Origin of the sequence: Salegentibacter sp. UBA1130 (genome assembly GCF_002311535.1) — a bacterium.
Taxonomy (GTDB): Bacteria; Bacteroidota; Bacteroidia; order Flavobacteriales; family Flavobacteriaceae; genus Salegentibacter; species Salegentibacter agarivorans.
The window spans coordinates 1-12,981 of sequence record NZ_DCAP01000040.1; the positions used below are offsets into that span (position 1 = coordinate 1).

The window sequence follows — 12,981 nt, forward strand, 5'->3', positions numbered from 1 at the left end:
TATGGGGGATTATCCTAAACCCGATTGGCGGGTTTTTATTGAATCATTAGTCGAGTTTCCAGGAGACAATAAATATACCGGTCAACAAAATTTTACAGACGAACGTAGCAAAAAAGTATTAGTGGGACCTTCATTCTTAGGACTTTACGGGGCTTGGGGTATTTCTTTCGGAGCGCTGTTTCCAGTGGTACAGGATTTAACCCCAAAGGCAATCAAAGAAAACTATCGGGTATCCATTAATTTAAGTTATTGGTTATAGTATAAATAAATTTAATAAAATAAACAGATGAAAAAAATAGTATTATTAATTGTAGTTGTTGTATTTGGAAGTTTTAGTTCCAATGCCCAGATTCAGAAAATAGATCAGGAAGTGTTTGGAATGGACTGTGCCCCCTGTGCTTATGGACTGGAGCGAGGTCTTGAAAAATTGGATGGCCTGGAAAAAGTGCAGGTTAGCCTGAATGACGGTAAAGCTTATCTTGATTTGGCAAATAACAATAACTTGAGCCTTAGGCAAATTCAGGAGGAAGTAAAAAAGAATGGTTTTTCAGCTAAGAATGCCGAAATAGTTATAAAGGGCAACTTCGTTGAGCAGGATGGCACTTATGCAATACAAACCGGGAAAGAAACTTTTAAGATAGCTGAAGCAACTTCTACCAACTTACGTTCCAGGTTAAAACCCGGAATTGTAAAAGTAAAAGGGATAGTTCAGGATGAAGAAGACGGTAATTTAACTAATAAGTGGAAATTAAATATCACCCAGGTTTATTAGCCGGAAAAAGGGAGTTTTAAAGAACATTAATTAATGGCGGACTCTACATCGAGCCCGCCAATTTTTTTTAAAATTTTAGAAATGAATTAATCTTCCCTCGTAACTAATTCATACACACAAGGTATCACAACCAGGTTTAGTACCGTTGCTGAGAGCAATCCTCCAAGTATCACCACCGCCATTGGGCTTTGAATCTCACTTCCCGGTTCGCCTCCTTTTAAAGCTAGCGGAATAAGTGCCAGTCCTGTGGTAAACGCGGTCATCAGAATTGGATTTAACCTGTCGAGCGCACCAGATTTAATGAGCTCATAACCCCTAAGGCCTTCCTTCCGCAGATCTTCATATCTCGAAACCAGCAGAATTCCGTTTCGTGTCGCGATCCCAAATAAACTGATAAAACCTATCGTGGAAGCTATACTTACAATTCCTGAAGTAAAGTATACGATTAAGATTCCACCAATCAAAGCCAGGGGTAAATTGATAAGCACAACAAAAGCGAGTTTCACATTGTTGAATTCAAAATACAACAGGAGGAAAATCACGAAGATTGCAATAATGGCAGTGATCAACAGCATTTGTGAAGCTCTGGATTCACTTTCAAATTGTCCGCCATATTGTACCCTGTAACCTTCGGGAATAGTCACTGAAGAATTCACGGTTACCTGGATCTCTTCCACCGCACTTCTTAAATCCCGACCCTGCACATTGGCAGCAACAACAATTTTCCTTTGCACATCTTCCCGGCTAATAGTATTGGGACTGCTTACCGAGGAAACGTTCGCGAGCTGTTGCAATGGTACTTGTGAACCATTTGGCAATCCTATCAAAGCGGTTTTGATCTTTTCTATGCTGTTTCTAACATCCTCTTTATAACGAACTACCAGGTCAAAATACTTCTGACCTTCATAAATCTCACCTACCTCATGACCGGCAAAAGCGATATCCACCTGCTCCATTAACTGTCCTACGGTCATTCCATAAGCTGAAAGGATCTGGCGTTTTGGAGTGATCTTGATTTGTGGTACTTCAATCTGCTGATCAACAGCTACATCCGCAAGCCCATCGATAGGAGTAATATTCTCCTCCACGTTTTTACCAATTTCATATAGCTGCTGAAGATCGGGTCCAAAGATCTTAATTGCAATATTGGCCCTGGTTCCCGAAAGCATATGATCGATACGGTGAGCTATAGGCTGCCCCAAAGTAATATTAACGCCGGGAACAATACTTAGTTTTTCCCGTACGTCCTCAAAGAATTCCTCTTTCGATTTATCTTCCAGGGTGAATGGTACATCGATCTCGGCGGCATTTACTCCCTGGGCATGCTCATCCAGTTCAGCTCTACCGGTCCTTCTGGTAACCACATCCACTTCGGGCATTTCAAGCAATAATTGCTCTACCTGATTTCCAGTCTTATTACTTTCTTCTAGCGACATGGATGGAGGCCCTACCACACTTATCACGAGTGATCCCTCGTTGAATTCAGGAAGGAAACTTCTTCCTAATTGCGTAAATAAAGCAATACTCAGTAAAAAAGCAACCACTGTTACCGCGATCACGGTCTTAGGGATCTTTAAGGCTCGATTTAGAATATCGGCGTAAGCCTTCTGTAACCATCTTTCCACTTTTGTTCCTTCGGACTGCTTTTTCAGCATTTTCTCCTTTTTCAGAAGATAGCTACACAGCACCGGAGTAACGGTTACCGCTACAATCAGCGACGTCAATACAGAAGTGATAAAAGCAATTCCCAGCGGTTTGAGCAATCGACCTTCCATTCCGCCAAGGAAAAACAGCGGTACAAAAGAGACGATAATGATAAGGGTTGCTATGATAATGGAACTTCTAATTTCCACCGATGCATCCCTTACCACGGTGATCACCGACTGCCTTTCAGCTTTTGGTTTTCGAACATTTTCACGCAGGCGTTTATAAACGTTCTCCACATCAATAATAGCATCATCTACCAGTGCTCCAATTGCAATTGCCATTCCACCCAGACTCATGGTATTGATGGTATAGCCCAGCATTTTTAATACGATAATCGATACCAGTAACGAAATTGGGATCGCTAATAGTGAAATTAGAGTGGTACGCCAGTTCATCAGGAATATGAATAATACAATGACCACGAAAAAGGCGCCTTCCAGCAGAGTCATATTCAGATTGCTGATGGAAGCATCAATAAAGTCTGCCTGTCGGAAGATCTGACTTTTGATCTCCACGCTTTCCGGCAGACTGGTTTCCAGTTCGGCAATGGCCTCGTCCAGTCTTTCGGTAAGTTCCAGGGTATTCACATCGGGCTGCTTAGAAATTGTCAAAATAACTGCCGGCTCTGCATTCAGGGAGCCATCCCCGATCTTATCGGCAGCGCCTATCTGAACTTCCGCAATATCCTTTATTTTAATACTTTGGCCGTTCACCTGTTTTACCACAGCTTCTTCCAGATCATCTATCGCATAAGCTCTACCACTTCCTTTGATTATATACTGATTCCCGTATTGATTCAGAAAACCACCGGGAGCATTCGTATTCGACTCTTTAACCTTCTCGGTTAATTCTTCGAGACTTACATCGTAATATTTCATTTTTCCGGGATCGGCGAAAACCTGGTATTGTTTATAATCTCCTCCAATCACTACCACGTTTGCAATCCCTCCGATGGCCTTTATCCGTGGACGGATCTGCCAGTCAGAAAGGGTTCTTAATTCCATTGGGCTTAGACTATCCGAGGTTACCCCCAACAGCATTACTTCCCCCATAATCGAGGAGATGGGTGCCATGGTAGGCGCTCCTATTCCTGTTGGTAAGTTTTCACGAACCATTGGAATACGTTCACTTACAATCTGTCTTGCCTTGTAAATATCGGTGCCCCAGTCAAATTCAACCCAAACAATGGAGATCCCCGCTGCTGAGGAAGAACGAATCCTTCTTACATTCGGCGAACCGTTCATCGCGGTTTCGAGCTGGTAGGTTACTAGTTTCTCTACCTCTTCACTCTCCATTCCGTGAGCTTCCGTAAGTATGGTCACGGTAGGCGCGGTAAGGTCTGGGAATACATCCACGTTCATATTACGTGCGAGGTAAAACCCGGTGACGCTCAGTACCACAGCCGCCAGAAGAACCAGAAGCCGGTTTTGAAGCGAAATCGATAATATTTTATTTAACATCTAATCTCTATTTCTTTATTAATGATCATGACCGTGTGCGGGTGTTTGTCCAGACATTGAAGCCATCTTAACCTGGTAATTCCCTGTTGTCACTACAACGTCTCCGGCCTCAAGTCCGCTAAGTACCTGGGCGTTCTGACCGTTTCGCTTGCCGATCTTTACAGGTCTTCTTTCAAAACTTTCCCCACCAGTTTGTACGATCACAGAAAAATTACCGTAATCTTCCAGTAATGCAGCTTCAGGCACTACAATTCCGGTTTCAGCTTCTCCAAGCGCAATTTGGACTTCAGTAAAACTACCTTCAGGCATTTCAACTACATCGTTCACTTTGATATACACGGGGATCATTGGTTTGCGATCTTCCACTTCCTTGCCTACGGAAACAATAGATCCTTCTTCTACTTCACTCCAGGTCCCTTCATCATTTTTGTACCAGACACTCGCAATAGCTTCTTTACTTGGATTATGAGAGGCACTTAATTGCGTTTTAAGCAAACGTGATCTGTCAGTTCCAATGCTAACAAGGTTAGCACCCTGTTCCACATAATCACCGTTCGAGGTGCTGATGGATTTAATGAATCCATCAAAAGGAGCTCTGATCTGCTTCCCGCCAGCTCCGTAATTGGAGGCAAGTGCACGGTAATTAGATTCGGCTACCCGAAAGTCGCTTTCCACCCTTTCAAATTCCGCTTTGGGCACAATTTTATCCTCATAAAGTTCCTTTTTTCTTTCATATTCAGCTTTCGCCTGATCGTACCTGGCTTTGGCCTGAGCGATTTCTGCCTGGATATTATTGGAAGAAAGTCCTTCGCTGCTCAAAGTCATCAACAGCTGACCTTTTTTCACCTCGGTACCTTCCGTTAAGTTATCTAAAGCAAAATTCACCATTCCATTGGCTCCTGCTGCAAGAGACTTATATGTTCCCGGAGCGGCTTGCCATACTCCTGATGTATGCACAATGTCATAAACTTCATCATCTGTAACAGGCTCGGTTTGAAAATCGATCTTCCAGGTCTGCTCCTTTAAAAAGCTAATGCCGGCATCTTCAGCTTCCGTTACATTTTCTGAAGCTCCCGCAGCCGAGGCATACACCTGAACATCTTCAATTACGATCCTGTCTGAATACTCAGGAGTTTTCAGATCAAAAACCAGGTCGTAAGTCCCCGTATCTTTTGGTTGCAAGGCTGGAGAAAAAATCCCAGGTGAAGAGGGTGAGTCCACCTTATGTCGAATTCCGCTATCTCCCTGAATAAGACTTACCGTAACCGAGCCCTTTCGAACCGGCTGGTGTTTATCCAGAACAGTAAAGTGAGCTGCAAATTTGCTGGTTTTCCCTGTCACTAAAGCTGGAAATTCAACGAAAAGCTCCGTCTGGTCTGTCCAGATGGTTTTGCTGATCGCAGGTACTTCTGAACCTACGTGGTTCCCTTCCGCATCGTGCGCATGGCCTTCCTCCTCGTTATTTCCGCAGGAAAATAGGAAAAGCGAGATGCATACTATATAAATATATTTCATGTCTACTATTGATTTTTAATGATCCTCATGCTCCGTTCCGTCATCATGCGTATGGTGGTCAGAATCCTCATGCATATCGAATGAATCTTCACCAACTTTGAATTCTTCCTGTTCCATATGATCTTCGTCCATATGACTACCATCTTCATTATGTGGATGACCATGCTCTTCTTCCTCATGGGCGTGAGCTTCCGCTCCTTCTTCATGTTCATGGCCGTGGTCTTCTTTTGCTGTATCTCTGCAAGCTGAAAAACCAAATACTAGTATTGCTGCGAAAATTAAATTCTTGAAATTCATATTATTTAATTTTAATTATAATTGATGTTTTAAAAGTGTTGCTTTAAGCTGAAGGAGTTCTTTCTCCATCTCCAGCATATTATTATAAGCCTGCCGGCAGAACTCCACTTCCCGGTAATAATCCAGAAATGAGAATTCCCCAAGTTCGTAGGCTTTAAATAAAAGTTCTTCGGAATTCAGATCCTGAAAAGTCTTCTGGTATTCCTGGTATTTTCTCTTTAATAATTGATATTGCTGATAATTCTCCTGAAACCTGGTGTATAGTTCTGAAGTTTCAGCACCTGAGCTTGCTTGAGTGTATTCCAAATTTGCCTCTGCGGCTTTTACTTTATTCTTACTGTTCCAAAGAGGGATAGATAGTCCGCCCAGAAATCCTGAATAATTACTGGAATTCACTCCCTGGTAATTATAACCAATGCTTAGGTCTGGAAGAATTTTATTCTTTTCCAGTTTTACCTGCTGTTGGGCAAGATTCTCACGAGCTTTTAACTGCTGAATTTCGGCATCTTCGGAAAGCTTTTCTTCCCAAAGACTTTGTATGGAGGCAAGTTCAGGATTTTCAAAAATTTGGATCTGTTCTGCTTCAATTGCATTTCCACCGTTCAATTTCTGAAGTTCCAGCAATGTGTTCCTGATCATGATGTTGACCTGATCCAGTTCAAACTGCTCCTGTAACCAGGCTACTTTGGCTTTATTCAATTCCAGGATGCCGATTTGTTCTGCATCGAATAAACGCTGAATTTGGTCATATACCTGTTTGGCCTGCTCTACTCTTTTCTGCTCCAAGTCCTTTCGTTTTTGGAAAGCCTGCAATTCCAAAAGCTGTTTTTTGGCATTAAGTAATACTTCCTGACGTAGCGTTTCATATTCCAGTTCCAATAATTCCTTTTGCTTTTCAATTCGCTTGCTTCGGGCACCATAAACGGTAGGAAACTCAAATTGCTGAGAAACCTGATATTCTGTATAATCACCGGTTTGATGTTCGCCGAATGGAAGATAAAAGACTGAAATTTCAGGATCCTGCAAGTTATTCTCTGACATGTTACCTAGATTCTGACTTGCCATATAAGACTGATATGCCTTGAGTTGCCTGTTATTCTGGCTAATCTGCTTCAAAATACCGTCCATGCTGGTATCCTGGGCAAATGAGCCTATGGAGATTAGTATTCCGCATACAGCGGAAACTATATTTCTGTACATAAATATTGATTTTAGTTTAATCTCTACGATAAGGTCGGCCTGCTATTTTAAATAGTGGCCTGACTGGTTGATCAAACTAAGTCGGGAGGTCCCCGAAGTGAGAGTAAAGATAAATAGGGATTAAAATATTCGTTGGGAGGCTGATAAATTTCAAAATTTTCTGAATCCTGATCAGTTAAAACCCAACTCTCTGAATAGTATTTATTTGAAGCTTTCTTTTTATTCTCAGACTTTTGAACCCTGACATCCTCAGAATATTCCTTAATAACCGGAATTTCATTGGAAGTACTCGTATGAGAATGAATGGCCAGCAGATAAGACAGGAATCCGCCTCGCTTATCTTCCTTTTTCTTTTCGTGGTGATGATCTTCACCGGAATGCTGGTGTGCAACCTCGTTCTTCTCCTGCTCATGTTCATGATGTGCATGAGGTATTACCTGATGAAAAGACATCAGCATGAATATACCGAGAAGGAATAAGGCTTTTATTTGATTTTTTATTTGCACAAGTTACAAAAATAGAAAAATATTATAGAGATTCGTGGTAAACTAGAATAAACCATAAGAACCTTAGCTCCTATGGTTTATACTTCAACTAATTAAATTATTAATTACTTAGAGTTCTATACTCAAATAACCTTTCTTTTGCGGCTGAAAATCATGCAAGATACCATTATCCACAACTTCAAGTTCCTCTGGGATATCTTCTTTATGAACTTTAATTTTTTTTAAGGAGGACCCACATAACACAATTTTACGTGGACTTTTTCCTCTTTTTAAATATAGCTCTTCATCTCTTCTTTGTTTGTAAGTTCCTGTACGGTTTTATCACAGATAATTGAATATGTGGGAGACGGGTATAATTTTCTGGGATGAACGCTTAAAACTAAAGGCCTTACATAAACATATTTCCTAAGATTCTGATCCCGAATTTCAAGGATTTCAATTTCTTCTGTAAACTGATAATTGTTTGAACCGATCCTGGCCAGTTTCAATAGTTTTAATGGAGAAGAGGTTTCAAAATTGTCGCCATTTTTCTTAAGGTTATTATTTTTTTTCACACAGAGAATTTAACAGGATTATCTCATTATTATTCAATTTGAAACTATATAGATCAGAATCTACCGTGATAAGTTTTCCTGAAAAAATTATCACCAGAAATATCACTATCTATGGTTAAACCACCATAGATTTTTCAAAAATATACGAATTAAATACTACTCCATGTAACCTTTGTTACACTAGAAAATTCTTCGATTGTTTGTAACAATCGTTACGTTAAGAGTTTATATATATTCTTATCTTTATAAGTAATGATAAAACATCAGTTATGGAATATTATTTTAACAAGACTATTACGGGAGAATTTGAAGAAGTAATTGAAAAAGTTACGGATGAACTGGAAAAAGAAGGTTTTGGGGTGCTAACTGAAATAAATGTTACCGAAACCCTCAAGAAAAAACTGGATGTGGATTTTAAAAAGTATCGTATTCTTGGTGCCTGTAACGCCCCATATGCTTACGAAGCCTTGAAAGCAGAAGATAAGATTGGTACAATGTTACCTTGCAATGTAATTGTGCAGGAAATAGAAAAAGAAAAAATTGAAATCGCTGCAGTAAATCCAATGGCATCTATGCAGGCCGTAAAGAATAAAGACTTAGAAAAGATCGCGACAGAAATTGGAGATAAATTAAAGCAAATAGTATATAAGCTATAATTTTGCAATTACACAAAAATGGAAAAGAAGAATCCAGCCAATAAAGAAATAAAGAATCAGAACTATACTGAAAGTCAACATACTGTTTATTGTATAAGTCAGCGTTATGGTTCCCTTCCATATTCTGAAATTGTGGATAACGTAAAGGGAGCCTTAAAAAAAAGAGAGTTTGACATTCTGTTAGAATTAAATCTAAAAGACTACTTAAAAGGTCACTTAAAAGATATGCCCTCACACGTTATATTATCCGTTTGTAATCCAGAGACCGCTTCCCTTGCAATTTCAAAGGATCCTCAAACCGGTATCTTTCTGCCGTGTTCTGTAACTGTAAAGGAGGTTGCACAAGGTATGGTTGAAGTTTCTATTGAAGATATTAGTATTACTTGGTCCCCCTCTAAAGAACTAACCCAAATTGCAAAAAAAACTACTGAAACCTTACAGGCAATACTATCAGAAATTGAACAGCCCAGAATGAAATTATGAACAATTATTCTTATGGTAAATTTAAAGTATGGCGATAGTTTAATTCAATTACTGTGATCAGAAACCTAATTTTCTAAAAGCTATAGCTTAGGATTATAGCTACAAGAAATAGGTCCGTTTTATTCAAGTAAAAATTGATATGCGTATAACCTTGCACTGCACATTTGTTTAATTTTTGATTCAAAACTGAGGGTTACCATTATTGTCCTACACTGAGTACTGTATTCATTTTTAACTCAGGATCTCCCAATATTTACGTGTCATCATAATTTATAATTAAGGCATGATTATCTGGAGAGGCTTCACTCCGCTCCCTCTTCTGAAAACTGAACAAAAAATCTATACCCCATTCTCTTGGAAAAATAAACTGAACATGGGGAATTTTTTGTCATATCCTAAGAGATAGAAGATTTTTGGTACCAATTAGATTTTACTTTTACTCCTAGGATATCCAAAGAATTAGCTTGAAAGTAACGCAAAGAATCTATGGAATTACACCTTCACCAATCCTATTTTGATGCAACCATTCCATTTCAAGATTAACAATTTCAGTTATATAGATTTTTGGTTTTAAATAAAAAGAGTTATTTACATTGTCTATAAAATAATTCCAGGTTTCAATACTTTAGTTTTCTGTTATTTTAAAGTTCGCATTAGTAAAAAAAGAAAATCTGATTTAGTATTACCGGTATATTGAGCAGGATTCGGTCCAGTCCCTGCCCACGGCATACGTACCTATACTTTCTCCAATACATAAAATTTCCCGTAGACCTACGCGCCACCGCATTAAATATTCCTGCCCCGAAAAAGGTGTTATCACCAGCTTCAATTTGATAACGTAGCCCTTGGACTCGGAATCATTCTCGCAGATTCAGAGTTTACCAATGGCCTTTAATAAAAATATTCATTCGATAAGATCGTAATTGACCACTGAGTTTACTACGGCTTTTTCTTCTTTAACTTCCTGGAAAATTAAAACTTGTGGTATAAGTAAGCTATTAGTTTTGAAGAAGAAATAATTATTGTCATTTGCTTTTTGTTATACCGTATTCCAATTTGTAATATTTTATAATAGTTGGAAAGGGTCCGTTTTTATGTTGATCTGCTGAAAAATCGTCTGCCCAAGGGCCGTACGGGGTTGAAACTGGTTTTAATTTTAAATCTGGATAATCCTTCTCCAGATTACTTTTTCGAGGGCGCTCAAAACTATTGATGTATCCAGCCAAATGGTAGGCCTCTTCATCGGTTAATTTTGGATTATCCCATGTTGCCTGTCCGAATGGCATATTCCCCTTGATAAATTGGGCGGCGGTAATTACCCGATGCATCCCTGCACCATTATTATAACTGTCTGCCCCCCAAAGAGGTGGGTATTTATATCCCTTGGTAGAATCTGCAAAACGCTGCCCCTTTCCATTTTCTCCATGACAAACGGTACATTCTTTAGAAAATAATCTTTTCCTTTTTCCAGATCAACCGCCACTTCAGGAATGGAAATTTCAGGAAAACCTTTAAATTCTTTTTCTCTATCCTTTGGCAAACCTTCACCCAGCCATTCCATATAAGCTACAATCGATTTCATTTCCCTGGATAGAACAGGGAGTTTATCCCCATCCATACTACGTTCCATACATCCGTTGATCCTGTCTTCTATGGTTCCTTCACTATTTGATCTTCCCCTGAATTGTGGAAAACGATCCGTAACTCCTACCCATGATGCTGATCCCGCCTGTGTACCTGCTTTCAAATGGCAATTTATACAAGCCAAATTATTTCCCGCATAACGCATATCAGGATCTTCAGCCATAGGCCCCATATACTTTGGGGATTCTGCAATAAGCTGATAGCCATATTTTACCTCTGCAGGCATAAAACCTGAAGCTAATTCTACTTTAACATCTTTGGGTTTCCAGTCTTTCGCAGAAATTTCAGTTTTAATAAATAAAGAAGGATTAAATTCAAATAGTAATACGCCCGAGAACAATACAACTATAAGTACAATTAAGGAACAAAAAAAATAAGTAATGGATTTTATTAAAGATCTAAAATCCTTCATATTGAAATATTAAAATCACTCAATCTAAATTACTTTTGAGAATATTATGGTTTTCAAACATATAGTATACCATTAAAAACCTACGTAACAAATGTTGCATAAGTTTAGCCAAAGAGGTTTTATATTTGATAGTTTTAAGGAAATTTCAAATGAAAAAAATGTCACAACTTAAGTTATCTTTTCTCATATTAATATCATTTCCCCTTTTATTTAATAGTTGTAAAACAACTAATGATACAAGTACGATGAATGTTGAAAAGCCGGATCTAAACAAACGAGTTTCAGTATTGCACACTAATGATATACATGGCTCCTATATGCCTTTTCAAACAACTTTAGATAATGCTACCGCTCAAACCGGAGATTCCATTGATAACCCTATGAGGTTTAAAAAATTGGGCGAAATTGGAGGAATTGCGTGGATGGCAACAGCCGTCAAATCGATTAGACAGCAAAAAGGGACGGAAAATGTTATTCTACTTGATGGTGGGGATACATTTAGTGATGACCAATTAGGTAATATTACTAAAGGAGAAGCGATGATTCGTATGATGAACGAATTAGATTATGACCTTATGGTTTTGGGAAATCATGACTTTGACTATAGCCTGAAAAGAACCCGTGAGTTGGAGAAAATGGCTAATTTTCCTATGCGTGCAGCAAATATAATAGATCAAGAGACAGGGAATCCTATTTTTAGAGATCCTTACAAATTGTTCAAAAGAGATGGTTTGAATATAGGTGTCCTTCCAGTAGGATATCGAAATACTCCTTTAACTGGAAACCCAAAGAATATTCAAGGTCTGAAATTTACCAGCGGCCTAGAAGCCATTGAAAAATATCTCCCGGAGTTAAAAACAAAAGCAGATATTATTATTCTACTCTCTCATGAAGGTATGGCTGTAGATAAAATTATTGCTGAAAAAATAAATGGGATAGATATAATCATTGGAGCGCACAGTCATGATGTGATCGAACCTCCAATTAAAATAAACCAGACTTATTTAGTTCAGGCTTTATCTGATGCCGCTGTTTTGGGAGAAACTGAGTTATTAATTACAAATAAAAAATTAACGGGTATCAATACCCAATATCATTATTTATGGCATGACAAATATACCGCAGATCAGAATTTAGAACAATTGATTCAGCAACTACGGGAACCTCACGTGGTGAGGCTGGAAGAAAATATTAGTCGAACTGATACGGTGATTGGAAGGCAATACAAATCTGAAAGCCCTTTTGACAAAGTTGTAACTAATATAATGAAAGAAGAGTACAACACAGACGTGGCTTTTCTTCCTGGAGTTGGATATGGTATTTCTTTGAAAGAAGACATAACAAGTGAAAACATCTACAAGCTTCTCCCTCACCCTGCGAAGATTGTTACCCTGCAAATGACTGGATCGCAGATTCGAAAAACTTTAGAACAAACTGCAACTAATTTAAAGCCAGAGAATAAAATAGAGGTTGTTGGAGGCCTTATACAGTCATCGGGTATACACTATCATATAGACTTATCAAAACCAATAGGAGATCGGGTGTCGGGAATTAAAATTAAAAATCAGCCTATTGTAGATAGCGAGATATATAATGTGTCCACACATTCTGGTATGCTCAGTGGGATTCATAATTATGTTGAATTTGCTAAGGGTACTAATATTCATAAAACTAAGGTTGTCCTTACTGAGTTTATTTTAGAAGAATTCAGAGAAATGACAAAAATTGAATATCCTGAAAACATGGGAGAAGTTACTGTGGTCAAATAATCACTC

The 12,981-nt window shown here is 38.7% G+C and carries 12 protein-coding genes and 2 pseudogenes; 5 read left to right on the forward strand and 9 right to left on the reverse strand.

The features are described 5' to 3' along the window. A pseudogene (locus B4F31_RS16950) lies at nt 1–259 on the forward strand (hypothetical protein); the annotation flags it as partial. A 27-nt stretch (nt 260–286) separates the two neighbouring features. Continuing rightward, on the forward strand, nt 287–772 hold the full coding sequence (locus B4F31_RS16955; RefSeq protein ID WP_034892175.1) for a heavy-metal-associated domain-containing protein: 486 nt from the start codon (nt 287–289) through the stop codon (nt 770–772). A gap of 86 nt (nt 773–858) precedes the next feature. On the opposite strand, the gene B4F31_RS16960 is transcribed toward B4F31_RS16955, so the two are convergent. The 6 genes from B4F31_RS16960 to B4F31_RS16985 form a co-directional block, all read right to left on the reverse strand. After that, nucleotides 859–3,939 carry an efflux RND transporter permease subunit gene (locus tag B4F31_RS16960; protein ID WP_286761817.1) on the reverse strand — a complete coding sequence of 1,027 codons (3,081 nt, stop codon included), beginning with the start codon at nt 3,937–3,939 and terminating at the stop codon, nt 859–861. An 18-nt stretch (nt 3,940–3,957) separates the two neighbouring features. Continuing rightward, nucleotides 3,958–5,454 (reverse strand): efflux RND transporter periplasmic adaptor subunit, encoded by a 1,497-nt coding sequence (locus tag B4F31_RS16965; RefSeq protein WP_286761818.1) that lies wholly within the window; start codon nt 5,452–5,454, stop codon nt 3,958–3,960. Nucleotides 5,455–5,469: 15 nt separating this feature from the next. Beyond that, on the reverse strand, nt 5,470–5,751 hold the full coding sequence (locus tag B4F31_RS16970; protein WP_208225769.1) for a hypothetical protein: 282 nt from the start codon (nt 5,749–5,751) through the stop codon (nt 5,470–5,472). A 15-nt stretch (nt 5,752–5,766) separates the two neighbouring features. Continuing rightward, nucleotides 5,767–6,951, reverse strand: coding sequence for a TolC family protein (locus B4F31_RS16975; protein ID WP_286761819.1), 1,185 nt, complete (start codon nt 6,949–6,951; stop codon nt 5,767–5,769). Nucleotides 6,952–7,022: 71 nt separating this feature from the next. Then, the gene (locus B4F31_RS16980; RefSeq protein WP_286761820.1) at nt 7,023–7,403 is read right to left on the reverse strand and encodes a hypothetical protein; all 381 of its coding nucleotides are present in this window, start codon (nt 7,401–7,403) and stop codon (nt 7,023–7,025) included. A 323-nt stretch (nt 7,404–7,726) separates the two neighbouring features. Further along, nucleotides 7,727–8,011, reverse strand: coding sequence for a hypothetical protein (locus B4F31_RS16985; RefSeq protein WP_243870492.1), 285 nt, complete (start codon nt 8,009–8,011; stop codon nt 7,727–7,729). Nucleotides 8,012–8,280: 269 nt separating this feature from the next. Between B4F31_RS16985 and B4F31_RS16990 the strand changes: the two genes are divergently transcribed. Further along, entirely contained in the window at nt 8,281–8,667 is a 387-nt protein-coding gene (locus tag B4F31_RS16990; RefSeq protein WP_208225772.1) for a DUF302 domain-containing protein, read from the forward strand. A gap of 18 nt (nt 8,668–8,685) precedes the next feature. Beyond that, on the forward strand, nt 8,686–9,150 hold the full coding sequence (locus B4F31_RS16995; RefSeq protein ID WP_208225773.1) for a DUF302 domain-containing protein: 465 nt from the start codon (nt 8,686–8,688) through the stop codon (nt 9,148–9,150). Nucleotides 9,151–9,832: 682 nt separating this feature from the next. On the opposite strand, the gene B4F31_RS17000 is transcribed toward B4F31_RS16995, so the two are convergent. The 3 genes and pseudogenes from B4F31_RS17000 to B4F31_RS17010 all read right to left on the reverse strand — a co-directional run bounded on the left by B4F31_RS17000 (nt 9,833) and on the right by B4F31_RS17010 (nt 11,206). Continuing rightward, entirely contained in the window at nt 9,833–9,970 is a 138-nt protein-coding gene (locus B4F31_RS17000; RefSeq protein ID WP_208225774.1) for a hypothetical protein, read from the reverse strand. Nucleotides 9,971–10,175: 205 nt separating this feature from the next. Further along, nucleotides 10,176–10,550, reverse strand: a pseudogene (locus B4F31_RS17005) (c-type cytochrome); the annotation flags it as partial. Beyond that, the gene (locus B4F31_RS17010) at nt 10,466–11,206 is read right to left on the reverse strand and encodes a c-type cytochrome (RefSeq protein ID WP_243870493.1); all 741 of its coding nucleotides are present in this window, start codon (nt 11,204–11,206) and stop codon (nt 10,466–10,468) included. The gene B4F31_RS17010 and the pseudogene B4F31_RS17005, both read right to left, overlap by 85 nt. 149 nt (nt 11,207–11,355) lie before the next feature. Between B4F31_RS17010 and B4F31_RS17015 the strand changes: the two genes are divergently transcribed. Further along, entirely contained in the window at nt 11,356–12,975 is a 1,620-nt protein-coding gene (locus B4F31_RS17015) for a bifunctional metallophosphatase/5'-nucleotidase (RefSeq protein ID WP_208225775.1), read from the forward strand. Nucleotides 12,976–12,981: the final 6 nt, after the last annotated feature.